Raw genomic sequence first — 24,078 nt, 5'->3', positions numbered from 1 at the left:
CAGCCGCTCCATTTTTGGAAGGAGAAAGGCCCGATGAGCAGCATACATGATTATATCAGCGAACTACGGATCATCGACGGACACGAGCATTTGGCGACTCCGCAGATCAGACAAAGAGAGCAGCAGGATTTTTTCTCCCTGATGCATTACCTGGATTCCGACTTCATTACGGCGGGGATGCAGCGCGGGGCTTTAAGCGGCCGGCTGCGCAGTGACGAAGAGAAAGCGGCCACCTTCCTGCAGTACTGGCAGCGCGCGAACAACACCACCTACGCGAACATGTTCCGGACGGCCATGAAGGACCTGTACGGCTTTGAAGACTGGACGGTTCAAGGCATTCTGGAGGTTAATGATAAAGTTAAGGCGGCGACGAATAACCCGGACTGGTACCGGGAGGTGCTGTACGAACGCTCAAAAATTGACCTGGCGTTCACGCTGATCCAAACCACGCAATTGGATTACGAATTGTTCCGGCCGATCATGTTTTTGGATTTTACCTTTAAACTTCGAACACTCAAGGATATTCACGACGTGGAGAACGCCGCAGGGGTGCATGTGCATTCGTTCCCGGGCTATCTCGAAGCAGTGGATGCCTTATTGCATAGATACAAACAGGAAGGAATGGTCGCAACGAAGCTGGGCCATGCGTATTGGCGGAGCCTCGCCAGCACTAAGCCGACGTTCCACGAAGCGGAGATCGTCTTCAACCGGCTGCTGGGCTATACGCTGCAGGACGGGCTGTCGAAGGAAGAGACGCTGGCGCTGCAGGACTACCTTATTCATTTCATCATTCAGCGTTCCATCGCTTATGAGCTGCCGATCCAGATTCACACCGGCCATCATGAATCGAGCGTGTCCGGCAACGGTAACATCCTGACCAACTCGAACGCAGAGCTGCTGCTGCCGCTGCTGGCGCAGTACCGGGACGCCAAATTCGTCCTGCTGCACTGCGGTTTTCCTTACCATCAATCGTATTTGAGCATTGCGAAAAATTATCCGAACGTTTACACCGACTTTACCTGGGTGCATATCATCTCACCGACGATCGGCAAGCAGATTTTGCATCAAATGATCGAGATGGTGCCGCAGTCGAAGATCCAGGGATTCGGCGGCGACTACAACCATATCGAAGGAACCTACGCGCACCTGAAGCTGGTACGGAACCTAGTGGGCGACGTGTTAACCGAGAAAGTTCAGGAGGGCAGCATGACGGAAAAGGCGGCGATGGAATTCGCCAAGCGCATTTTCCGGGATAACCTGATCGAGATATACCAGCTGGATATGTAATGTAGAAAAGTTTCCGGGAAAAAGCAGGCTATTGGAAGAAAGGCGGGAGTCAATCGTGGGATGGAAGGCAGAGGCAGACGGTGGTGAGCGTTACGTACTGAACGTGTATCGGCCCGGTGAGGAACAGGGGGAGGCTGCGCTGCGGTTCGGTCATTTGATCGAAGCATGGAGCCCGCAGGACGAGTCGACCCTGGAGGTTCCGATCGAAAGGGTGGATGCTTTGACGGATGGAGGGCTGACGATGTCCGGCTCTTCGGGCGAATTTGCTGCCGAAGCGAAATGGGAAGCGGTGAAGGACAGCTGTGGCGGCTATGACGTCACCCTTCATTTAACGTATAACGGGAACGTTCCCAAAAATATGGGGCTGACGCTGCGGGCTGATGTCGTCGGTCCAGGGAAGCCGGATTGGATGATCCCCGGCGCTTTCTATAAGGAAAACCGCTTTGAGAAAAATTTGCGGCGCTATCCCCGCTACGACTACCGGAGCGGAGACCCGGAGCAGATGGTATCGGATTATTGGTCCTTCCGCTCGGACCGGGCGGCGCTGCCGGTAGTGTTTGCCTGGAATGATGCGCTGTGCGGCGCGCTCTGCACGGAAGAAATGTCGGAGCTGGGCCTGACGGGCCTCGGCTTCCGGGGCAATGCGAACGGAACGGCGGTCTGGCTGAACTTTCCTTACCGGGAGGAGCCGGTGACGTTCGTTGGCGAGCCGGTTCCGGCGCCGGCGGATCTGGCGTCCGCACGGTTCGAGCCGGGGCAGCAGGTAACGCTGCGCTACCGGGTGTATACGGCGGCCGGCGATCCCCACGCGTACGATCCGTTCGTGCGCCGGATGTACCGGCTGCATGCCGAGGCCTACCCGCTCCGGCCATGGATGGATCTGGACGAGGCGGCGCAGCTGACCGCCCACGGCCTGTATACGTGGCATTATCGTCCGGAGCACCGCATATTGTACGAAACGGCGGCGTTTGACCGCGAGCTGAACAACAACGTTAAAGGGCAGGGGGACCGCCCCCATATGCACGTAGGCTGGGTCAGCGGAGCGCCTTACGCGCATGCGCTGCTGCAGTACGGACGCAGGCAGGGGATAGCCGAGTACACGGCGGCCGGCATGGACGTGCTGAGCAAAATCGCCGAAGGCTTGTCGCCGAGCGGCATTTTCTGGGCGTCCTGGATCGAGGGCCGGGGCTGGAACGCCGGCTGGAATCCGAAGCCCGATTGGCTGCAGGCGAGAACGGCGGCCGAGGCAACGCTGTTCATGGTCCGGGCGCTGGAGTTTGAGCGCGGGCAGGGAACATCCCATCCGGACTGGGAAGCGGCGGCCCTGTCGAACCTGAACTTTGCGGCTTCCTGCCAGCGGAGCGACGGCAATTTCGGCTCCTATTACCATGCGGAGACCGGGGAGGTCGAAGAATGGGACGGCGCCGGCGGCATGCTGTGGATCGCGGCGCTGCTCGAAGGCGCGGCCTTGTTCGGGGAACCGCGGTTTGCGGAAGCAGCCATACGTGCCGGCAGCTATTACGAGAAGTTTATCAGGGATGAATATATTTACGGCGCTCCGGAGGATGTGCATCTGACGCCGACCTCGGAAGACGCCTATAACGCCGTCGCCGCCTATGTGCTGCTGTACGAGTTTGACCGGCAGCCGAAGTGGCTGGAGCTCGCATCCAGCGCGGCGGACTGGATGATGACGTTCCGCTGGACGTATAATCTGTGCTTCCCGCGCCATACCCTGCTGGCGCAGTACGATTTCCGCTCGCGCGGCGCGGATCAGGCGTCCACGTCGAACCAGCATCTGCACAACTACGGCCTGTTCTGCGTACCGGAAATGCTGCGGCTGTGGAAGCATTCCGGCGACCGGTATTACCTGGACCGCACCCGCGACCATATCGCCTGCTTCCTGCAGTTTATCGCGCGGGAGGACGGGGACTTCAACGCCTATAAAGGCATGGTTACCGAGCGTTATTACAACACGAACTGCTTCCAGCCCAAAGGAATGATGCTGACCCTGTCGCACTCCTGGTGCATCGGCTTGATTCTATACGCATCCCAGGAGGCGGCGGAATACGCGGCGGAGCTGGGGCTGAGCGAGCTGATCGAAGGCTGAAGGATCGGAGACGAAAGCTGGTAGCTGGAGACAAAAAAACGCTGTCTGTTCCTTATGAAAATACGCCGGTATACGTTCTTCATCCCGTCGAACCGCCTTCCAGCGAGATAAGGATTTCATAACCCAAAAGCGGATGGCTTGAAGGTGCCCTGCTTTATGCCCTCGAAAAAGAATAAGGAAATCCATGAAATCGCTTAGGCGAGATGAGATGCAGGACGAATACGGGAGGGGACAACGTATGTTATTTGCAGGAATTGATATCGGAACGACATCGATCAGCGCCGTGCTGATTTCGGCTGCGTCAGGCCGGGCGGTCCGCGTGGCAACTTGTGCGAACGATGCTTCGGTTCGTGGGGAGCACAACTGGGAACGGCTGCAGGATCCACAGCGGATTATGGAGCAAGTCCGAGGGCTGCTTGCGGAATGCCAAGAGGAATGGTCGGACGTTGCCGCGGTCGGAATTTCCTGCCAGATGCACGGCATTCTTTATGTCAACGGAGATGGCCAAAGCGTCAGCCCGCTCTATACCTGGCAGGACGGGCGGGGAGACGAGCGGATGGAGGACCGGGATGCTTCTTACGCACGGTATCTTCGGGAAATCACAGGTTATCCGGCAGCCAGCGGCTACGGACTGGTGACCCACTTTCATCATGTGAAAAACGGGAACGTTCCCACTAATGCGGTTTACTTATGCACAATCGGCGATTATACGGCTATGCAGCTGACGGGCGCCGCCAAACCGCTCATGGATCCATCCAACGCTGCCGGGATCGGATTGTTCTCGGCGAGCCGGCACTGCTTTGATGAAGAAGCGCTGCGGCGGGCCGGGATGGATGTATCCATTCTGCCGCCCGTTTGCCAGGGCACGGAGCCGGCCGGTAGAACGCCGGACGGCAAGCCCGTAGCATGCGCGATCGGCGACAACCAGGCGAGCTTCCTCGGTTCGGTATCGCAGTTGGAACGGACGCTGCTCGTCAATGTCGGGACCGGCTCGCAAATTTCCATTTACACGGACAACGACGTGTCTCCGGAGGAGTTGGATGCTGCGGCCGGCCTTGAAATCCGGCCGTTTCCGGGAGGAGGCTCGCTGCTGGTAGGCGCCCCCCTTAGCGGGGGCAAGTCCTACGCCATGCTGCTGGCGTTCTTTCAAGAGGTGGGCAGAGCCTTCGGCACGTCTCCGGATGAAGGCGAGATCTACGAGCGGATGAATGAATGGGCCCGGGAGGCGATTCGGCGCGGGGATGCACCGCTTCAAGTTCAGACCCAGTTTTACGGAACCCGGCAGGATCCGGGCCTTCGGGGGGCCATCCGCGGCATCGGGCCGGACAATTTCACGCCCGGCCATCTGGCCGCAGGCTTCCTTCAGGGCATGGCCGACGAGCTGATGCAGTACGTCGGCGCGCTGCCGGCGGGGCTGCGCGGCAGCATCTCGGCTGCGGCGGGCTCGGGCAACGGCATCCGCCGGAACCCTCTCCTCCGAGAGATGCTGGAAGCGAAGCTCGGGCTGGCGCTTGAGCTTTCGCTTGGGGAGGAAGAGGCGGCCTATGGAGCTGCCGTGTACGGCGCAGCGGCGGCCGGATATTATCCCGATGTCCGGTCCGCGCTTAGCGAAATGAGGAAAGGGTGAACTTGCGATGGACATGGATACAGTCGAGACAAGTACAACGCGCCAGCCGCAGGAATGGGGACGCTTCAAACTGGCGGTCATTCATACGACCCCGGTTACGGTCGATCCCTTAAGGGACCTGGCGCAGCAGTTGATGCCCGGCCTCCGCGTCATCAATCTGGTGGACGACTCGATCCTGCCGGAGCTCGCGGAGAACGGCGGGGACGTCGAAGCCATCGCCGGGCGGTGGAGGCAGTATGCGCACATTGCGGAGCGGCAGGGCGCGGACTGCATCCTGAACGCCTGCTCCTCCATCGGGGAGCTGTGCGCTGCCGTACAGCCGGAGATTGCGGTGCCGATCGTGCGCATCGACGAAGCGATGGCGGAGCATGCGGTGCGCTCAGCCGGCACCATCGGCGTGGCGGCCACGCTGGCCACGACGCTCGGGCCGACGCAGCGGCTGCTGCTGCAGCAGGCAGAGCGGCTCGGAAGAGAAGTCCGGCTGGTGCCGGAGGTGATCTCTTCCGCGTACGAGCGCCTGCTGGCCGGCGACCGGCAGGGCCATGACGAAGTGCTGGCCGAGGCGCTGGCCCGGATGGCCGGTACGGCGGACATCGTCGTATTGGCCCAGGCGTCGATGGCACGGGCGGTGGAAGGCCTGCCTCCGGAGAAACGGAGCCGCTTTCTGACCAGCCCCGCCTTCGGAATGGGACGCGTGGTCGAGCAGTTGTCGGCGAACAGAATGAGCTGAGCAGACTTAACTGAGCAGACTTAACTGAAGAACAGACTTAACTGAACAACAGACTTAATGGACGGAAGTAAGATCCATTTTTCAGATTTACAAGAGAGTAGCGAGAGGAGTTTTTACCCTATGACGACCCAAGCAGGAGCTGCGGGACGGTCCAACGTCCTGACGCTGAAGCAGGCCCTTGAAGCCGCCGAAGCCGGAAAGTACGCGATCGGTTCGTTTTCACCGCGCTATACGTCCATGATCGCCGCCGTTCTGGCGGCAGGGCAGGAGGCGGATTCGCCGCTGATCGTCCAGATTTCGCAGAAGGAGCTGATCCGGTACGGCATTACACCGAAGGCATTTGCGGAGGAATTCTACCATCAGTTGGAGGAGCAGCAGATCACCGTTCCGGTGGTGCTTCACCTGGACCACACGAAGGACATGGCGGTCATCGCCGAGGCCATCGAAGCGGGCTTTACCTCCGTCATGATCGACGCGTCGGAAAAGCCGTTCGAGGACAACGTCCGCGAGTCCAAAGAAGCGGCCGACTATGCCCATGCCAGAGGCGTCTCGGTTGAAGCCGAGCTCGGCATGATCGGCACGACCGATTTCGTCGAGACGGAAACCGACGAAGAGCTGTACACCGATCCCGATGAGGCCGCGGAGTTCGTTCGGCTGACCGGCGTGGACGCGCTGGCGGTATCGTGCGGCACCGCGCATGGCGTCTACAACGTGAAGCAGCCGAAGATCGACTATGCGCGCCTTGCGGCAATCCGGGCACTGACCCCGGTGCATCTGGTGCTGCACGGCGGTTCGGGCGTTCCGGCCGACATGATGCAGCAGGCGTTCACCCTGAACGGGGGCGGCGTCAGCAAAGTGAATATCGCGACCGACCTGGAACTGTCACTGCTCGCGGCGCTGGGCCGTGAAGAGCGGATGACGGATGCGGAGTGTCGGACACTGGCGCCGGATCAGCTGGCTGCCGGCCGCGAAGCCGTCAAGCAGACGGTCATGAACAAGATGAAGGATTTCGTGCTGAGCGCCGGAAAGGCCGGACGCTTTTTCCAATAAACCGGATTGATCCTTACACCCAAGTAACCATGGATTGGAGCTGAACCACGTATGAAGGACAAAAAGCTGTACATGATCGGCAATGCGCATCTCGACCCGGTGTGGCTGTGGCAGTGGCAGGAGGGCTTCCAGGAAGCAAAAGCGACCTTCCGCTCGGCCCTCGACCGGATGAAGGAATCGGAGGATTTTATTTTTACGTCCAGCTCGGCAGCCATGTACGAGTGGATCGAAAACAACGAACCCGCGATGTTCGAGGAAATCCGCGCACGCGTCAAGGAAGGCCGGTGGAACATCGTCGGCGGATGGTGGATCCAGCCCGACTGCAACATTCCGGGGGGCGAATCCTTCGTTCGCCAGGGCTTGTACGGCCAGCGTTATTTTAAAGAAAAGTTCGGGGTGACCGCCAAAGTCGGCTACAACGTCGACAGCTTTGGCCACAACGCTATGCTCCCGCAAATATTAAAAAAGAGCGGGATGGACTACTACGTGATGATGCGCCCGATGCCGAACGAAAAAGGCCTGCCCAGCCGGCTCTTCTGGTGGCAGTCCGACGACGGGTCCAAGGTGCTGACGTTCCGCATTATGTTCGAGTACCTGTCCTGGGGCAAAGATCTGGAAAATCACGTACGCCGCTGTCTCGGCGAGTTCAAGGAACCGCTGAACGACTTGATGCTGTTCTACGGCGTGGGCAACCACGGGGGCGGGCCGACCAAGGAAAATATCGAGAGCATTCGGCGCCTGAACGAGGAGCCCGATCTGCCGAAGCTCGAGTTCGCTACGCCTGACCGGTACTTCAAGGACATGGAAGCTTCCGGACTTGATTTTCCGGTTGTGCACGACGACCTGCAGCATCACGCCAGCGGCTGTTATGCCGCGCATTCCGGCATCAAGCAGTGGAACCGCCAGGCGGAGAACCGGCTGATTGCGGCGGAGAAGTTCTCCGCGCTCGCTTCATGGATCACCGGGCAGCCGTATCCTGAGGAATTCACGCGCGCCTGGAAAAACGTGCTGTTCAACCAGTTCCATGACATCCTGGCCGGAACGAGCCTGGAACCGGCGTATGAGGACGCGAGATATTTGTTCGGAGAGGCGATGGCGATCGCCGACCGCTCGCTGAACTATGCGGTGCAGTCGCTGTCCTGGAACATCGGCATCGAGCAGGATGAAACGATGCGCCCGATCGTCGTGTTCAACCCGCATGCCTGGTCCAGCAAAGTGAACGTCGAGCTGGAGATTGGCGGAATCAAGGACAACAGCGTGCTGGTGGACGATACCGGCAAGCCGGTGCCGTTCCAGACCGTCAAGTCGCAGGCCGCAGCCAGAGGCCGCTACCGTTTGAGCTTTATGGCCGAACTGCCGCCGCTCGGATACCGGGTCTACAAGCTGTTCCTGGAATCGGCTTCGCTGAAGCCGGTCGGGGAGCCGATCACGGCCAGCGATCTCGTCTTGGAAAACAGCCGGCTGCGGCTGGAGTTCGACAAGGACACGGGCTTTATTAAAAGCCTGCGGGACAAGAAGCTGGATCATGAGGTGCTGCGGGGCGAAGGTGCGAGACCGGTCGTTATCGACGACACCTCGGATACGTGGAGCCACGACGTGCTTCATTTTAACCGGACGGCAGGGCAGTTCAAGGCGGTGAGAGTGCAGCGCATCGAGCACGGGCCGGTCAAATCGGTCATCCGCGTAGTAAGCGAATACGGCAGCTCGCGGCTGGTGCAGGATTTTGCGATGTATCCGGACCGGGACCAAATCGACGTTCGCGTGACCGTGGACTGGCGGGAAAAGTTCAAAATGCTGAAGCTCGTCTTCCCGGTCAACTGCGTCTTCAGCCGGCATACGTACGAAATTCCTTACGGAACGATCGAGCGCGAGCATAACGGCGAGGAAGAGCCGGGTCAGAGCTGGGTGGACTATACGGGGATCGTTCCGGGATCCAACCGCGTGTACGGGCTGAGCCTGATGAATGACGCCAAGTACAGCTACAGCATCCACAACAAGGAGCTGGCCCTGACCGTGCTGCGCAGCCCGATTTATGCCCATCACGATCCTTACGTGCCGGAGGCGGACGGCGAATATGCCTTTACCGACCAGGGCATGCAGCAGTTTAACTATTCGCTTCTTCCTCATGAAGAGGGCTGGGAGCAGGCCGGCACCGTGCGGCGGGCCGCGGAATTGAACTGCAAGCCGGTGGCTATCATTGAAACTTACCACGACGGGAAGCTGCCGCAGACGGATTCGTACCTGTCCGTGGACCGGGACAATATTATCGTCAGCGCGGTGAAAAAAGCGGAGGATAACGATGATCTGATCCTGCGCGTGTATGAGACGGACAAAAAAGCGACGACAGCCGAAATCCGGCTCCCGCAATGGGAACGCAGCATTCGCGCCGATTTCAAGCCGTCGGAAATCAAAACGTTCCGCGTGCCGGCGGACAAAAGCCTTCCGGTGACGGAAACCAGCCTCCTGGAGTGGGATCTGTAAAATGGGCCGCCGCGAAGAGACGGCCGCCGAGCTGCGGGCGGCCGGGAAATTCATGATGGACACAGGGCTCGCCTGGGGCAATGCGGGGAACATCAGCGCCAGGCTGGATGACTCAAGCTTCTTGATCACGGCCACGGGGACATTCCTGGGGGAGCTGGGCGAAGGAGACTTCGCCGAGTGCTATCTGGACGGCTGCGAGACGCCGGCAGCTGCCGGGCCCAAACCGTCCAAGGAAGTGCCGATGCACCAGGCCGTGTATGACCTGCAGCCTGACGTCGGGGCGGTGCTGCATGCGTCGCCTTTTTACAGCACGCTGTTCGCCTGCGCCGATATTCCGCTTCCCTCCGGCTTGTTCGTAGAGACGATGTACTACCTGGAACGCGTGGAACGCGTCCGGTACGCCCATCCCGGCTCGCTGGATCTGGGGGAAGCGGTCAGGGAGAAAGCGAAGCAGGCCAATGTGCTGCTGCTGGAGCACCACGGGGTGCTGGTCTATGACACCAGCATCAAGGAAGCACGGATGGCGCTGCAGACGCTCGAAATGGCTTGCCGGATGGTGATTGAATCCGGGAGCGCGGGCGTACGTCTGCAGGAGCTGCCGGATTCGGTCCGGCAGGACTTCCTGGAGCGCTCAGGCTACCGTCCACGGAGGAGGTGGGACGGATGATCGGCGTCATTGCCGACGACATTACCGGCGCGAACGACATCGGCATTATGTTCGCCAAAGCGGGCTTGACGACGCATGTGTATCCGGCGGATAAGCTCCGGCACGGTCTGCCGGATCCGCAGCCGGATGTGCTCGTGGTGGACACGAACTCGCGGCTCGATACCGCGGATCAGGCTTACGCCAAGGTGTACACGGCTACCGTCGCCCTGCGCGCCGCCGGATGCACACGGCTGGTCAACAAAACGTGTTCGGTCTTCCGCGGCAACATCGGAGCGGAATTCGAAGCCATGCTGGATGCGGTACCCGCCGCGTTCGCGGTCGTCGTGCTCGGATTTCCGAAGAACGGCCGCGTTACGCTGGACGGCGTCCATTACGTGCACGGCAAGCCGCTGGGCGAGTCCGAATTCCGGCATGATCCGGTGCATCCGATGCAGGAGTCGGAGCTGACGGCGATCCTGCAGGCGCAGACGGAGCGGAAGGTGGCGATGCTGCCGATCGGCGTGGTGGAGCAGGGCGCCGAAGTACTGCGCGGGGAAATCAACCGGATGCGGGGCGAATGTGCCTACCTGATTCTCGACGTCCGCGATCAGCAGTCGCTGCGGATCATCGCCGAGGCGGTACTGGATGAGCCGCTGCTGTGCGGCAGTTCCGGCCTCTATGAGGAGCTCGCGCCGCTGCTGAAGCGTGCGGATGCGGAACCGGAAAGCTCAGATCGATCTACTGCCGGGCCAGAGGAGAATGCGGCCCTTTATAGTAGGGCTGACCTGGGAGCAGATGAAGGAGAACGAACAGGGACGAACTTGGCCTCTGCCGGGACCGGGCCGCATGGCGGGCAAATTGATAGGGCGGCTGCTGACCTTATTGAAAATAGCGGGTTACTGAGCAAGGATACAGACGCCTCGCAGGTCAACGCAGGCTCAGCCGGTAATGCCACCCGAGGCGAAGGAGTGCTGCTCGCGGCAGGCAGCCTGATGCCGCAAACCGCGGCGCAGATTGCTTGCGCCCGGGAGGCGGGCGTTACGATCATCGAGCTCGATTCCTTGCTGCTGCTGGAACCGGCGCGCAAGAACGGGCACATCGTCGATGTCGTACGTCGGGCAGGTGCGGAGCTGGCAGCCGGACGCGATGTGCTGATCCATGCATCGAACGATGCCGGCAAGCTGGTGGCGACCCGCAAGCGGGCAGAGGAGCTCGGCCTGTCGGGTACGGTGCTCTCGCGCATCGTCTCGGACGAGCTGGCCGGCGCGGTAGCCGATGTCGCGGAGCGTGCCAGGCAGCGCCGGATCGTCATCGCCGGCGGCGAAACCTCTGCTGCCGTATGCGGCCGGCTGGGCATCACAGGGCTGCGGGTGCTGGAAGAGATTGAGCCTGGGCTGCCCTCCTGTATGTCGCTGGACGGCAAGGCGCGTCTGCTGGTGTTGAAATCGGGCAGCTTCGGCAGCCCGGAGTTTATCGTCAAAGCCATCGAACATTTGAAGGGAATGAACATCCATGGGGAGAGTGACTGCGATGAGCGCGATCTTTGAGCAGCTGTTTGCGAAATATCCGGATCTTCAGCCGTGCCGGGACGCGGTTTGGCAGGCGTACGAGGCGATGGAGGCTTCTTTTCGCCGGGGAGGCAAAATGCTCCTCGCCGGCAACGGCGGCAGCGCCGCCGACTGCGAGCATGTCGTGGGCGAGCTGATGAAGGGCTTTATGCTGAAGCGGACTTTGCCGCCGGCCGAACGCGATAAGATGCTCATTCACGGCGAGGAAGGCGCTTATATCGCCGACCGGCTGCAGGGTGCGCTGCCAGCCATCTCTCTCGTCAGTCAGAGCGGCCTGTCGACCGCGTTCATCAACGACGTTGCCGCCGATATGGCGGTGGCCCAGCAGGTGTACGGCTATGGCCGGCCGGAGGATACGCTGGTCGTGTTCAGCACGTCCGGCAACTCGGCGAATGTGGTTCGTGCCGTTCAGGTGGCCAAATCCCTCGGGATGACCACGATCGGCCTGACCGGCCGCACCGGCGGACGCCTGAAGGAGCTGTGCGACATTGCCGTCTGCGTTCCTTACGACGGCACGCCGGATATCCAGGAAAGGCATCTGCCGATTTACCATACGCTGTGCATGATGCTGGAGGAGGCATTTTTCGCATGAGCACACTGCTGGGAGGCCTCGATATCGGCGGAACGAAATGCGCAGCCGTGCTTGGCAGGGCGGAAGGCGACCGGATCGAAATCGTGGGCAAGCGCAGCTTCCCGACGCCGGACACGCCGGAGGAAGCGATGGCGTCGCTGTGCGACGAGCTGGCCGGCCTGGCCGCTTCGGCCGGCGGGGGCGAGCCGCTCGCGGCCGTCGGCGTCAGCTGCGGCGGCCCGCTTGACAGCCGGCGGGGACGGATTCTCTCCCCGCCGAACCTGCCCGGCTGGGATGGCATCGACGTCCTCACGCCGCTCCGGGAGCGCTTCGGCGTACCCGCCGCGCTCCAAAACGACGCCAACGCCTGCGCCCTCGCCGAATGGCGGTGGGGGGCCGGGCGCGGGGCGTCCAGCATGATCTTCCTGACCTTCGGGACAGGAATGGGTGCGGGTCTGATCCTGAACGGAGCCCTGTATGCCGGCGCAAGTGACATGGCCGGTGAGGTCGGCCATATCCGCCTGGCGGAGGAGGGGCCGGTCGGCTACGGCAAGGCCGGCTCTTTTGAGGGCTTTTGCAGCGGCGGGGGCATCGCCCGCCTGTTTGCCGGTTTAAGGGAAGCGGCGGCGGGGAGTGCCGCGCAATCCTCCTTTGCCGCCGGAGGGCCGGCCCCGCACCCGGGAGGGACCGGGAAGGCTGCATGGACGGCGAAGGACGTGTTTGAGGCGGCTGCCGCCGGGGACGCGCTGGCGTGCGAAGCGGTGGGCATCATCGGCCGCAAGCTCGGCCGGGGCCTGGCCGTCCTCGTCGATACGCTCAATCCGGAGCGGATCGTAATCGGCAGCATTTATGCGCGCCAAGAGCAGGTGCTCCGGCCGCTCGTGCTGGAGGAGCTGCGGCGCGAAGCGCTGCCGGGGACGCTCGCGGCCTGCCGGATTCTGCCGTCGGAGCTCGGCGAGCATGTCGGGGATGCGGCCAGCTTGTCCGTTGCGCTTCACGCGCTGGGGGAGCATAAACGAGGGAATAACTGATCCGGGAAACCGAAGGTTGATCCGGCGAACTTTTAACAGATGATAACAGGTTCATCATAACGTTGTGATACAGGAATCGCGGCCTGAAGGCATGGAAGTGCAGAGCCCTCAGGCCTTTGTCGTATGGATAGTTGGAAGTTGGAAGTTGGCATGTTCGTCATTTTGGGAGCAGCAGGGGGAATCGTTGATGAGTATCGAATGGCAAGGTGCGTTTCATTCCAGTGAAAACCTTGGGGCGGACGGCGTGGTGAAAGCTCTGCTCCGGCCGTTTGGCCTTTCCGTTCGGCTTCAGTCGGGGACGGAAGCGGTTCGGCTGCAGCTGACAGGGTCGGAAACAGAGAAAGGTTCGACGGAACAGGGAATTCTTGAAGAGACCCGGTTTCACTACCGAAGCGAAGATGAGTCCATTCAGGCCGGGATTTTTGTGCGGGAGAAGGCAGGCGGTACGATGCTGGTCTCCGTGGAAGCCGGCATCGCCAATGAAAATGATTTCGGCAAGCAGCGCTCGTTCGCAGGGGAGCATGCGGTCCTGCTGACGCTGCGGCCCGTTGGGCAGATCGAGGGGCTGATGGCCAACTACCAGCATAAGGACTGGTGGACCCGCCCTCATTTTGGCACCGATCTGGCCGGTTTGCCGGAGAAGATGCAGTCGGTGCTGTGGAAGACGGCAGACGGATACGGCCACCTGCTGCCGGTGACGGGACCGGTGTGGCGTGCGGATGCCGCCGGAGCCGAGGAAGGGGTTACGCTTCGATTATCCGCTTATGAGGAAGGGCATACCCGGTGTGAAGCGCTGGTTTTTGCCTTTGCGGCCGGGAGCGATCCATACGATCTCGTCAAGCGCAATGTAGCTTCCGCGCTGAAAGAGCTGGATTATCCGACGCTGCCGAGGGAACAGAAGCCGTTTCCGGCGATGTTGGACAAGCTCGGTTGGTGCAGCTGGGACGCTTTTTACCACCAGGTCAGCGAAGAAGGGCTGCTGGCCAAAGCCGCCGAGCTGCAGCAGCTTGGGCTGCCAGTCGGCTGGGTGATGATCGACGACGGCTGGTCCGATATTTCTGCGGGCAAGCTGTCTTCCTTTGAAGCGGATCCCGTCAAATTTCCCGGCGGTTTGAAGCGTGCCGTGCATGCACTGAAGGAGCGGTACGGCATCCGCCACGTCGGGGTATGGCATACCATCGCCGGTTACTGGGGCGGCATTCTGGAGGACAGCCCGATCGCCAGAACTTATGCGGACCATCTGTACCGGGTTCCCCGGGGCAATCTGATCCCTTACCCAGAAGCCGGCAAAGGCTTTGCCTTCTGGCATGCCTGGCACGGATTTTTGCGCCGCCAGGGCGTCGATTTCGTCAAGGTGGACAGCCAAAGCGCGGTTCTGAACTACCTGCAGGGACGCATGCCCATCGGCCAGGCTGCCGCCGCTGCGCACGAGGCGCTGGAGGCTTCGGTTGCGCTGCATTTTGACGGGACGATCATCAACTGCATGGGCATGGCTTCCGAAAATATATGGCACCGGCCGAAGTCGGCCGTTTCGCGCAACAGCGACGATTTTGTGCCGCAGGAGAAGCGCGGCTTTCCGGAGCATGCGCTGCAGAACGGCTACAATTCCTTTTACCACGGGGCTTTTTACTGGGGAGACTGGGATATGTACTGGTCCAAAAACCACGACGATGTGCAGAGTGCGGTGCTGCGTGCGGTGAGCGGAGGTCCGGTCTATATCAGCGACGCTCCGGGAAATACCGATCCGTCGCGCATCTGGCCTTTGATCTATGCAGACGGTACCGTCATCCGCTGCGACGAGACGGCCAATCCGACCCCGGACTGCCTGCTGCTGAATCCGGCCGAAGAGCACATTCCTCTTAAACTGTGGAATCGGGCGGGCAGCGCAGGGGTTGTGGCTGCCTTTCATATCAGTGGGGATGCTGCTCAGGTTATGGGTTCGGTCGGACCGGCCGATGTGCCGGGACTCGGCGGCGGGGAATTCGCCGTGTATGACCATTTTGCCGGCAAGGGTTGGCTGATGCGCGCCGACGAGCAGACCCCGATCCGTCTGGAGGAAGGAGGCTGCGCCCTCTATGCCATCGTCCCGGTTACGGGTAGCGTTACCCCGGTTGGGCTGGCCGACAAATACATTTCGCCGGCGGCGGTTGCCGGGTGTACTGAGGTAGGCAAGGTGACAAACGTCCGCTTGCGGGAAGGCGGCCGGTTCGTGTTTGCCTCCAAAACGGCGCCTTTAAGCGTTACTGCAAACGGCCTGATGGTAGAGGCATCTCCGATCGGGGGCGAACCCGGCGATTTTTATGAGGTTCTTTCCGGGGAGCCCGGCCAACCGGTGCAGATCGAAATCGTCTCGGTGTAAAAGCCGTGTGAAGGCTTTAATGAAAAAAATAGCAAAAGCAGCTCGTTCATCTGATGACAAACGAGCTGCTTTAACTATTTTCGCTGCGATATCAAGATCTTGTTTTGACGGCCAAACCGCTGAACGACACGGGGCCTATAACATCCGTTCTTGTATTTGACGTGGTGTTCTCGGCGGAGAACGATTGGACGATGAATATGGAGATTTTAAGCTGATGCAAATATATTGGTATATTCCTTGCCTCCTTATCTTCCGGATTTATGGATCACCCTCCGCTGGACTCGTTGACTGCCGTATAGGTACAAATTCATATAAATAGGAGGAGCTGCGGTAATTTGCAGTGTGTTGGTACTTTTAGAAAAATATTACCAGCAAGACCTATTTTGAAAACCGCTGTCGGAACATCGGATTTAAAATTTTATAGACGAAAAGAATCATTTTTCCGGGACATTTGATGAAATGGATGTACGCAGTGTGCGGTCTAGTATACGATCAAACGGAGCTTTTGGCTGATTCCATGAATAAAGTCGAATGAAATGATAACGGAGGGATAGCAATGAAAATATCGAAGTCGATGATCGCAAAGATAATACTTGGGGGCGTCTGCTTGGTAGGCATCGGATGCACCGACCGAACATTGAGCTCGGCGGATGGCGTGTTGGATCAAGCGAAACAGAACGGCAGCGAAATCGTCGTTCCGCATAATGAGCGCTTGTTTTTGTCCACCGACAAGAAGTGGATTAATGAGGAAGGGCATCAGTCCGACCTGATCCGGCTGCAGTGGACGGCCGATCGCGCCAAACCCGCGATTGCCTGGGCCGACGAAAACGGGAAGGACAAGACCGCCATCATCTCCCACGACAAAGCGAATAATCCCGAGCAGCACGACCATAAACACCTCTCGTTTGAGACGACGATGTCGCCGGACGGTCAATATGCGGACCAGCTGTTCACGCGGCTGGAAATCCCCTATGACATGGACGTCAGCGAAATCCGGACCCAATCATCCAATTTTAATGTGATGAACGGCATCCTGCGGGTTGCGGGCGAAACCGGGTCGAACCGGGACATCCAGTTCAGCGTTGCCGGCGAAGACAACAAAACGACGCCGAGATGGGCCGTTCGGGCGGACAGCACGAAAGAGAAGGGCGGCAACACAGGGTCCGACCTCCAATTCGTCCGCTATGGCGACGACGGCGAAGTGGTCGATTCCCCGCTGACCATGCAGCGGAGCGACGGCAACGTCGGAATCGGCACGGACGAACCGGACACCAAGCTGGATGTGAACGGAGACAAGCTCCGCATCCGTGAGAAGCATACGCCGAAATCATCCACCGAGCCCTGCAGTCAGGGACAAATGGCCTGGGACGACCAGTACGTATATGTGTGCGTTGCCCAAGACAACTGGAAGCGAACGGAACTCTCGTCCTGGTAAGGACTGCTCTCCCCGGAGGATGCTGGATACCCCGGCAGCGTATGCTGTTGGGGGCGTGGGGCAGTGTGATGCACGTTCCGGGCTGGGAGGGTGTTATCTTCAAATCCTACATGCTACGATTGGGGTATAAAAAATTATACATAAGGCTCCCGTAGAGGAGCCCTTTTTGGAGAGGAGGAATCGGGATGCTGCTTTCTTTGGATATCGGCACGACTCATATCAAAGCAGGGGTGTTCGGGAACGACGGCTCGGAAATGGCCGTCGTCTCGGCACCGAACCCGAAGGCGCAGGGCCCCTCCGGTACCACTGTCTATGACCCGGATGTGCTGTGGGAGACCGCGGCCGGTTTGATCCAGCAGGCGGTAGAGCGTCTTGGAGAGCGGGACGAAACGATCGATGCCGTCGGGATTACGAGCATGGCGGAGAGCGGCCTGCTGCTGAACCCAGCGGATGGGAGAGCGTGCACTCCGATGCTGCCCTGGTTCGAAACCTGCTCGGCACCGCAGGCGGAGCGGATCAGGCAGGAGGTGGATGAACGGGAGCTCTTCCGCATGACCGGACTGCGCCCGTCGTTCAAACACGGCCTGCCGAAGCTGCTGTGGCTGCGGGAAGCGTACCCGGACGCCTTTAACGGCAGCGTATGGCTGTCCGCCGCGTCATACATCGCTTACCGGCTGACCGGCAGGATCGCCGAAGATGAGACGCTGGCGGCCAGAACCTACGCATACCGGATTGACAGCCGCGCCTGGAATGAGCCGCTGATCCGCAGCTTCGGGCTGGATCCGCAGCTGTTTCCGCCCATTCAGCCGGCGGGAACGCCGGTGGGCACGGTGCTGCCGGCCATGGAAAGCCTCGGCCTCGGCAAAGCGCCGGTCATCCTGGCCGGACATGACCATGTGTGCGCCTCGCTGGCCTGCCCGGACGGCCCGGACAGCACGTACAATTCGATGGGGACCGCCGAAACGCTGGTCGGGACGTTCCCCCTGCGTCCCTTGGGGGATGCCGACGATGCATCGGGCTTGTCTTTCGGCATTCATCCAATGCCGGGCCGCATGTACTGGATGGGAGGACATTCTTCGTCCGGCGGTTCGGTGGAGTGGGCCCGCGAAGCCTTATCGGATGCCGGCATGTCCTACCCGGATATGATGCGGCTGCTGGATGAGGCGGGCGGGCAGCCCACCGGCATTTTGTATTATCCGTATTTGACCGGAAGCGGCGCCCCGCATCCCGAGCCCGGTGCCCGGGCCGCATTCATCGGCTTGGACGCCAAGCATAAGAAGGGGGACCTGGTCCGGGCGGTGCTGGAAGGAAACGCCTATCAGCTGGAGCTGCTGCGGGAGCGCGCCGAACGGGTCGGCGGCAGTCCGATCCGGCGGATGCACGTGGTCGGCGGCGGAGCCCGGAACAGCCACTGGCTGCAGATCAAGGCCGATGTATCGGGCATCCGCCTGACCATGACCGGCGCAGCGGAGGCCTCGCTGCTCGGGGCTGCCCTGGCCGCCGCCGTCGGGGCCGGCCTGTACCCGTCCTTCCGCGAAGCGGCTGCTGCCGTAACCTACCCCGAGGCGAAGGTGTACGAACCTGATCCGGAACGCCATCTGATGTACCGGAAGCTGTACGAGCAAGGCTTTCTCGGCCTGCTCCAGCCCTTGCTGTCCTATTACAAAAGCAGCTCCTGACCGAAATCAGGAGCTGCTTTTTTAACTAACGCCTTATTCTTTTGTAAATTCAATCGTGCTGCGCACGGTGTCAATCGGACGCACCAGCTTTTCGATCTGCTCGCGTTTCGGCTCCAGGAATGGAGGCAGGGACAGCTTTTCGCCCAGCGTTTCGTAAGGCTCGTCGCCCATAAAGCCAGGGCCGTCGGTCGCCAGCTCGAACAGAATTTGCGGCGCTACCCGCGCATACAGCGACTCAAAGAAGTGACGATTCACGTAACCTGAAGTCGAGAACCCGAATTCGTCCAGGCGGGTAATCCATTGTTCCAGCACGGCGCGGTCCTCAACACGGAATGCCGCGTGATGCACCGTACCGAAGCCTTGGCGGGCTGGCGGCAGCACGGCATTATATTCCACGACGACCTGAGCCCCATTGCCGCCTTCACCGACTTCAAAGAGGTGGTAGGAGCCTTCCTGGCCGATTTCTTTGAACTCGAATACTTTCTCCAGCATTTCTTTGAAGTAATCGAAATTGGCGATTCTCACAAAGACCGGGCCCAAGCCCGTGATGGCGTACTCCAGCGGAATTGGCCCTTTTTCCCACGGTGTTCCGGAAGGAACGCCCTCGTTGTGCTCGTCGGAAATGAGCTGGTACTGCTGGTCGTCGAAGTCGACGAAGGAGAGCGTTTTTTTACCAAACATCTCTTTAATGCCGTAATGCTGCACGTTCAGGCGGTCAAAGCGCTTCACCCAGTAGATCAGTGCCGCATCGCTCGGAACGCGGAACGACGTTTTGGCGATTTCGTTGGTGCCGTGAACGCCTTTCGGAATGCCGGGAAAATCAAAGAATGTCATGTCGGTTCCCGCGCTTCCTTTGTCATCGGCAAAGAACAAATGGTAAGTCTGGATGTCGTCCTGGTTTACCGTTTTTTTGACCAGGCGCATGCCCAGCACATAGGTGAAAAACTGATAGTTTTTTTCCGCACTGCTCGTAATCGCAGTCACGTGGTGAATTCCTTTTAATCCGTTCATGATAATTCCTCCTTATAATTAAGCTTCCCTTAAAACTGTTTTTCCATGATGAAATGGCTTGCGACAATTTCTTGTTATAAAGAATCTTTAATTTAAGATAAATATAGCACGTTGTTTCCGATGTGTCAAACGTTTGGCGATCCATCGGCAAAAACCTAGAGATCTATGGCGAATATTGGGATAAAGTATGGGGCCTGAACTAATTCGTCCACCCGAACCCATAAGAAAAACGTCTATCGACGTACCTTCAAAGAAGACAGACCGCGTGTAGCTGAAGTTTTTCTTGCGATTATAGAATGGTTCAGCTTCGCTGAAATTTATAAATTCTATAATCATAATAAAAACCCGGTATCGCTGGACACCGGGTTTCACAGGCTTAGATTCCTTTTGGTCATTTTTCAAGAGACATCGGGGGTTGTAAGTTGGCAGGTCAAGACAAAAGGCTTGTGTGGATGGATGAGCTTTATTAACGGAGGCCAAAGCATGTCGCCCCGTGTTTTAAGCTAGTACAGCCGGCTTGAACACTTCTTCACACCATGTGCGGAAGCTGGTGTCAGAAGGCTGTGCCTTTTGTAAATCGTCGTCGTAGATGCCTTCATTTTGGGCAATGATCATATCCATGTAGTCCTTGACCCAAGCCTCCGTTCCAAACCGAGATAGGGTAGCTTTAAACTCAGCAATGGAAACCTGCTGAAAGCGAATCGGACGCTCGAGCACTTCAGACAAGACATGCGCCATTTCATTTGGTGTTAAAGAATCGGGGCTGACGACCGGGACACTGTCTTGACCGCCCCAGGATTCATCGAGCAAGAGTGCTGCTGCTGTTGAGGCGATATCCCGGGTAGCGCAGAGCGGGAGCACCTGATCTCCAGCCATAGGCATATAGAATGTTCCGTGGCTTTTGATGGATTCCAGATCATGAAACATATTTTCCATAAAATAAGGCATACGAAGTGAACGATAGCTTACACCTGTGCTTTCGATGAGAGCGTCCATCTCAAACGCTGCGGTTAATATCCCGGCATGTCTGCCGAAGCCACGCCCCAAGCTGGACACGCCTACAACTCTTTTCACTCCAAGGTTCTGGATGGCTTGGCAAGCCGGTCTGGTGAAATTCAAATAGTATTCCGTGGAGTTCCCCGATTGAGGGTTCGGAGGCACCAGCCAAAGAACACTCTCTGCACCTGCGAATGCTTTCGAGACGACATCCATGTCATCGTGTGATCCCTGAAAGACTTCGACACGGTCGCGCACCCGCTGCGGCAGCCGGGAAGGGTCCCGGGCAATGACACGGATCGGCTTCCCGCTATCAACGATGCGTTCAAGGACTTGCTGGCCGATTTGACTTGTGGAAGTAGTAATAACTATCATGAACAATTCATCCTTTCATAGGTTATGGCTGGCCCAACTTATAAGAGAGAGCAGCTAATTAACAGTGTTGTTTAAGCGTCATTTTCGGCTAAACTATACTGTATGAATGATATTAGTTTGGTTCAGCCATGCAGGCAATCAGCAGGAAGCCGTTTTCGTTGTGTAGGCAACATCTGCACGATTTTGTTGTTTATTAGGTTATAAGTACAAGGAGTGATAGCATGCCAGTAAACCCAAACGATCCCCGCGTCAAGCGCACGCGTCAGTTATTACTGCAATCCTTTATGGAGCTGATCGAGCAAAAGAAAAATATTTACTCCATTTCCGTGCAGGACATTACCGATCGCGCGACGGTTAATCGAGCCACATTTTATGCGCATTTCGAAGATAAGTATGCTTTCCTGGAGTGTTGGATGAGGCAAAAATTCCAAAAGAAACTGGAGAGGGAATTACCTAATCATTCCATATCCAATATGAGCAGCTTGCGGTCTTTGATTCAAATCGTTTTTGATTTTCTTGCCCTTACCCGGCAATATATGATTCGTACTCCGGAGAACAGTCCGTATGAGCCGCTGTTTGAAAGCGCCATTCATAAAGAACTCTATCAACTCTTGTACATATGGCTGAGCGAAGAAGCGAAGGCGCCGGAGGCAAAAAAAGCTGTGGAATCCACGGCTCTCCTCATAAGCTGGGGCATATTGGGGACGGCCATTCAATGGAGCAGAGATCCTGAGCATCGCCCGGCAGAAGAGATGGTGCAGGAGATGCTGGTGGTCGTGGCAGCGGGATTGGCTCCCGTTTTGGAACAATCTTAAAAGGATGATCGTTAACGGAGGGCATGAATACGATGTTAAAAGACAGCAGCCGACCATAAAGATCAGCTGCTGTCTGTGCGCTAAGGAGGCTATGAGGATGAAGAAACGGATTCTAGCCATGCTGACGCTCGGCTTTATGGTTGGCTGCACGGCAAAGCATAATATGTTTACTATTGAAGGAGAGATCGAAACCATTAATTCAGATCTTAAAGAGATCTGCGTTAAGGGTACCTGTGTTCCAGTATCGAAGAATATCGATGAATTCAAAGTCCATGACCGCGTGATCCTCAGACTGGAGAGCAGCTATACCAGTCAGGACGTGTATGATCCGAAACATATCAAGGTGTTGAGTGTTGAGAAGGTTGAGTAATAATCGTCATTTCGAAGCGATGATCATAAACCGGTCGGCATTCGTAAGGATTCCTTTCGGCGTCTGATGTTCGGCAATAAAGCGGTGCAGCGTCTGAAAATCCGACTCCGTCTGTCCAAAGCCGGGGATGATCGGGGTATGCTTCAGCAAAAATATCAAGTCTTCGGCCGTTGCATAATACTCCACCGCATCATATTGCCGGCAATCAATCTGCCGGAATCCGGCTTCCTTCAGTTCGGCGGCATACCGCTCCATAAGCGTTCCCCGCTTGGCATTCCCGGATTGGCCTCTGCCGAAAGCTTGCGCCAGATTGCGTTTGTCGCTTTCGCCGACCTGCTGGGTGAGGAACACCCCGTCATCGGTCAGCACCCTGGCGACTTCGGTCGCATTGAACTCCGAATGCCTGCAGCTGATCACCTGAAAGAATCGTTCAGGAAAATGGAGCTCGGACGCCTCCATGGGCAAGAAGCGGATGTTGGCCGTGCCGGATTGTTCCTGGTTCCTGTTGGCGGTGTGAATCATGGCTTCCGAATGGTCAATTCCGATCAGAAGCAGGGCTGCTTCCGCCATGCGCAGCAGAGCCTCGCCGCCTCCGGTGCCGATATCCAGCAAAATATCTCCGGCCTTGCAGCGGGAGGAAACTTCGCTCCAAAAATTCCACAGGGCATTCTCAACAGTCACGCTCAATCGGCTGAAATCCCAGCCGTTCATTTGGCCGACTTCATTGTAAAATTTTTTATAATCAAAAGAATCCATAGATTATTCCACCTTTCAAAAAGTAAGAGAATAGTGACGTATGCAGACGTTGCCGGTTCGTTTCCAAATGGATCAAAGGACAGACGTGTCCCTTGATAGCTGGTACGCGTTTTGACCCAGCCCGGAAGCTACATACCTCGAACGAAATGCAGTGCCACGATTCGCTTCACCCCTTTGAAAGAATAGTTACATTATAAAAGGCCTAAATCCCAGAATACAAGGGGAAACGGCAATCCAATGATTGTCCTCCTATGGTTTCGTTCGTATAATGGGTAATGCTATGTTGTGGATGAAGTGTAAGGGGCAAGTCTTAAGTCAAAATGAATGGATGGATAGAGCCGGGTACCGGCTTAACCATTTTCAAGGGGGAACAGCGGGTGCCGCTAGAAATTGAACGCAAATTTTTGCTGCCGGAATTCCCGGCAGCTCAGGTTAAGGAAGGAAAACTGCGGATCGTCAAGGAGCAGCTGATCGAGCAGACGTATCTTGCGCTGTGTGAAGATCAGGAACTGAGGGTTCGGAAAATAACCGATGCCGACAGCGGTGACGTAGAGTATACGCATACGTTCAAGAGGGGGTTCGGCATCGCCCGGGAAGAGGTGGAGGTATCCATCGCCGGCGGCTTGTATGATCAGATGATTCAGGCCCATGGCGCCGTCCCTTTGATCAAAAAGCGTTCTACGGCGCTGTGGGATGGCGTGCAGGTGGAGATCGATGAGTACGATCAAATCCAGCTGATGGTGCTGGAAGTGGAGTTCGGCTCGGAGGAGGAGGCCGAAAGCTTCGTTCCCCCGGCATGGTTCGGGAAGGACATCAGCACGGATAAGGAATACAGCAACAAGAAGGTTTGGCGTGAGCTTCAGTCCCGGCGAAGTTAGGGAATGATGGAGCTCGATTGGCCACGGGACGGATCAAGTTGAGGCCGGGAATCAAGAGACCGAAAGGTCTCTTTTTTTTGGTCCAAGGATGTGATGCTGCGAGACCTGGATTCCTTTTATCGCAAGAAAAGCTTCCATAGTACAACGGTTTGGCTTCCTTGAATGACGCCGATAGACGTTTTTTTACGTTTGATGGTTAAAAAAATGTTTTTTTGAGGGGGGCTTTTTATTACGTTTTGGTCTCAAGGCGCCGACATAAAGTATAGCAGTTGCTTTGACGGAATAAAGCGCGCGAAAAGCGGCTTG

19 protein-coding genes are annotated in these 24,078 nt (G+C 57.9%); 16 read left to right on the top strand and 3 right to left on the bottom strand.

The genetic code is table 11. From position 1 onward, the window contains the following. Positions 1-33 precede the first annotated feature (33 nt). From ABIE48_RS25900 to ABIE48_RS25840, 13 genes are all read left to right on the top strand, one after another. Positions 34-1,287, top strand: coding sequence for an amidohydrolase family protein (locus ABIE48_RS25900; RefSeq protein WP_192717014.1), 1,254 nt, complete (start codon positions 34-36; stop codon positions 1,285-1,287). 55 nt (positions 1,288-1,342) lie between these two features. Continuing rightward, the gene (locus tag ABIE48_RS25895; protein WP_192717013.1) at positions 1,343-3,394 is read left to right on the top strand and encodes a YyaL domain-containing protein; all 2,052 of its coding nucleotides are present in this window, start codon (positions 1,343-1,345) and stop codon (positions 3,392-3,394) included. Positions 3,395-3,632: 238 nt separating this feature from the next. Then, on the top strand, positions 3,633-5,021 hold the full coding sequence (locus ABIE48_RS25890; protein WP_192717012.1) for a sedoheptulokinase: 1,389 nt from the start codon (positions 3,633-3,635) through the stop codon (positions 5,019-5,021). Between the two features lie 7 nt (positions 5,022-5,028). Beyond that, positions 5,029-5,751, top strand: coding sequence for an aspartate/glutamate racemase family protein (locus tag ABIE48_RS25885; RefSeq protein ID WP_186326152.1), 723 nt, complete (start codon positions 5,029-5,031; stop codon positions 5,749-5,751). Positions 5,752-5,871: 120 nt separating this feature from the next. Then, complete coding sequence (locus ABIE48_RS25880; RefSeq protein ID WP_145028824.1) at positions 5,872-6,801, top strand: class II fructose-bisphosphate aldolase; 930 nt, start codon at positions 5,872-5,874, stop codon at positions 6,799-6,801. Positions 6,802-6,852: 51 nt separating this feature from the next. After that, entirely contained in the window at positions 6,853-9,282 is a 2,430-nt protein-coding gene (locus ABIE48_RS25875; RefSeq protein ID WP_192717011.1) for an alpha-mannosidase, read from the top strand. 1 nt (position 9,283) lies between these two features. After that, positions 9,284-9,949: a class II aldolase/adducin family protein gene (locus ABIE48_RS25870; protein WP_192717010.1), complete on the top strand. Its 666-nt coding sequence runs from the start codon at positions 9,284-9,286 to the stop codon at positions 9,947-9,949. Next, entirely contained in the window at positions 9,946-11,475 is a 1,530-nt protein-coding gene (locus ABIE48_RS25865) for a four-carbon acid sugar kinase family protein (protein WP_192717009.1), read from the top strand. The genes ABIE48_RS25870 and ABIE48_RS25865 overlap by 4 nt, the downstream gene beginning before the upstream one ends. Next, positions 11,459-12,088 carry a D-sedoheptulose-7-phosphate isomerase gene (locus tag ABIE48_RS25860; RefSeq protein WP_105444281.1) on the top strand — a complete coding sequence of 210 codons (630 nt, stop codon included), beginning with the start codon at positions 11,459-11,461 and terminating at the stop codon, positions 12,086-12,088. Before ABIE48_RS25865 ends, ABIE48_RS25860 begins: the two co-directional genes overlap by 17 nt. Continuing rightward, the gene (locus tag ABIE48_RS25855; RefSeq protein ID WP_145028832.1) at positions 12,085-13,098 is read left to right on the top strand and encodes an ROK family protein; all 1,014 of its coding nucleotides are present in this window, start codon (positions 12,085-12,087) and stop codon (positions 13,096-13,098) included. The genes ABIE48_RS25860 and ABIE48_RS25855 overlap by 4 nt, the downstream gene beginning before the upstream one ends. Before the next feature lie 187 nt (positions 13,099-13,285). Then, positions 13,286-15,457: a Sip1-related alpha-galactosidase gene (locus ABIE48_RS25850; RefSeq protein WP_192717008.1), complete on the top strand. Its 2,172-nt coding sequence runs from the start codon at positions 13,286-13,288 to the stop codon at positions 15,455-15,457. 556 nt (positions 15,458-16,013) lie between these two features. After that, positions 16,014-16,892, top strand: a complete 879-nt coding sequence (locus tag ABIE48_RS25845; protein WP_145028836.1) for a hypothetical protein — start codon at positions 16,014-16,016, stop codon at positions 16,890-16,892. Positions 16,893-17,077: 185 nt separating this feature from the next. Then, a complete protein-coding gene (locus ABIE48_RS25840; RefSeq protein WP_192717007.1) occupies positions 17,078-18,571 on the top strand; it encodes an FGGY-family carbohydrate kinase in 1,494 nt (497 codons plus the stop codon). Between the two features lie 33 nt (positions 18,572-18,604). Here the strand turns inward: ABIE48_RS25840 and ABIE48_RS25835 are convergent, their stop codons facing one another. Continuing rightward, a complete protein-coding gene (locus ABIE48_RS25835) occupies positions 18,605-19,582 on the bottom strand; it encodes a ring-cleaving dioxygenase (protein ID WP_192717006.1) in 978 nt (325 codons plus the stop codon). A 498-nt stretch (positions 19,583-20,080) separates the two neighbouring features. Then, positions 20,081-20,953: an NmrA family NAD(P)-binding protein gene (locus tag ABIE48_RS25830; RefSeq protein WP_192717005.1), complete on the bottom strand. Its 873-nt coding sequence runs from the start codon at positions 20,951-20,953 to the stop codon at positions 20,081-20,083. A gap of 221 nt (positions 20,954-21,174) precedes the next feature. Here ABIE48_RS25830 and ABIE48_RS25825 point away from each other — a divergent pair, with 221 nt between their 5' ends. Together ABIE48_RS25825 and ABIE48_RS25820 are read left to right on the top strand one after the other, a co-directional pair. Next, positions 21,175-21,768, top strand: coding sequence for a TetR/AcrR family transcriptional regulator (locus ABIE48_RS25825; protein WP_192717004.1), 594 nt, complete (start codon positions 21,175-21,177; stop codon positions 21,766-21,768). Positions 21,769-21,865: 97 nt separating this feature from the next. Then, positions 21,866-22,138 carry a hypothetical protein gene (locus ABIE48_RS25820; RefSeq protein WP_192717003.1) on the top strand — a complete coding sequence of 91 codons (273 nt, stop codon included), beginning with the start codon at positions 21,866-21,868 and terminating at the stop codon, positions 22,136-22,138. A 6-nt stretch (positions 22,139-22,144) separates the two neighbouring features. Here ABIE48_RS25820 and ABIE48_RS25815 read toward each other — a convergent pair whose 3' ends face one another. After that, a complete protein-coding gene (locus tag ABIE48_RS25815; RefSeq protein ID WP_192717002.1) occupies positions 22,145-22,894 on the bottom strand; it encodes a class I SAM-dependent methyltransferase in 750 nt (249 codons plus the stop codon). A gap of 377 nt (positions 22,895-23,271) precedes the next feature. On the opposite strand from ABIE48_RS25815, the gene ABIE48_RS25810 reads away from it, so the two are divergent. Continuing rightward, a complete protein-coding gene (locus ABIE48_RS25810) occupies positions 23,272-23,772 on the top strand; it encodes a CYTH domain-containing protein (protein ID WP_192717215.1) in 501 nt (166 codons plus the stop codon). Positions 23,773-24,078: the final 306 nt, after the last annotated feature.

The sequence above is a fragment of the Paenibacillus sp. OAE614 genome, assembly GCF_040546645.1.
In the GTDB taxonomy this organism is placed as follows: domain Bacteria; phylum Bacillota; class Bacilli; order Paenibacillales; family Paenibacillaceae; genus Paenibacillus_AQ; species Paenibacillus_AQ favisporus.
The sequence above is the reverse complement of the archived record's forward strand: the minus strand, read 5'-3'. Positions and strand labels throughout refer to the sequence as shown.

Bases quoted from the DNA above. Each gene is read 5' to 3' on its own strand.
- ABIE48_RS25900 (WP_192717014.1), top strand. From the start codon at position 34: ATGAGCAGCATACATGATTATATCAGCGAACTACGGATCATCGACGGA.
- ABIE48_RS25890 (WP_192717012.1), top strand. From the start codon at position 3,633: ATGTTATTTGCAGGAATTGATATCGGAACGACATCGATCAGCGCCGTG.
- ABIE48_RS25885 (WP_186326152.1), top strand. From the start codon at position 5,029: ATGGACATGGATACAGTCGAGACAAGTACAACGCGCCAGCCGCAGGAA.
- ABIE48_RS25880 (WP_145028824.1), top strand. From the start codon at position 5,872: ATGACGACCCAAGCAGGAGCTGCGGGACGGTCCAACGTCCTGACGCTG.
- ABIE48_RS25875 (WP_192717011.1), top strand. From the start codon at position 6,853: ATGAAGGACAAAAAGCTGTACATGATCGGCAATGCGCATCTCGACCCG.
- ABIE48_RS25870 (WP_192717010.1), top strand. From the start codon at position 9,284: ATGGGCCGCCGCGAAGAGACGGCCGCCGAGCTGCGGGCGGCCGGGAAA.
- ABIE48_RS25865 (WP_192717009.1), top strand. From the start codon at position 9,946: ATGATCGGCGTCATTGCCGACGACATTACCGGCGCGAACGACATCGGC.
- ABIE48_RS25860 (WP_105444281.1), top strand. From the start codon at position 11,459: ATGAGCGCGATCTTTGAGCAGCTGTTTGCGAAATATCCGGATCTTCAG.
- ABIE48_RS25855 (WP_145028832.1), top strand. From the start codon at position 12,085: ATGAGCACACTGCTGGGAGGCCTCGATATCGGCGGAACGAAATGCGCA.
- ABIE48_RS25850 (WP_192717008.1), top strand. From the start codon at position 13,286: ATGAGTATCGAATGGCAAGGTGCGTTTCATTCCAGTGAAAACCTTGGG.
- ABIE48_RS25845 (WP_145028836.1), top strand. From the start codon at position 16,014: ATGAAAATATCGAAGTCGATGATCGCAAAGATAATACTTGGGGGCGTC.
- ABIE48_RS25840 (WP_192717007.1), top strand. From the start codon at position 17,078: ATGCTGCTTTCTTTGGATATCGGCACGACTCATATCAAAGCAGGGGTG.
- ABIE48_RS25835 (WP_192717006.1), bottom strand. From the start codon at position 19,582: ATGAACGGATTAAAAGGAATTCACCACGTGACTGCGATTACGAGCAGT.
- ABIE48_RS25830 (WP_192717005.1), bottom strand. From the start codon at position 20,953: ATGATAGTTATTACTACTTCCACAAGTCAAATCGGCCAGCAAGTCCTT.
- ABIE48_RS25825 (WP_192717004.1), top strand. From the start codon at position 21,175: ATGCCAGTAAACCCAAACGATCCCCGCGTCAAGCGCACGCGTCAGTTA.
- ABIE48_RS25820 (WP_192717003.1), top strand. From the start codon at position 21,866: ATGAAGAAACGGATTCTAGCCATGCTGACGCTCGGCTTTATGGTTGGC.
- ABIE48_RS25815 (WP_192717002.1), bottom strand. From the start codon at position 22,894: ATGGATTCTTTTGATTATAAAAAATTTTACAATGAAGTCGGCCAAATG.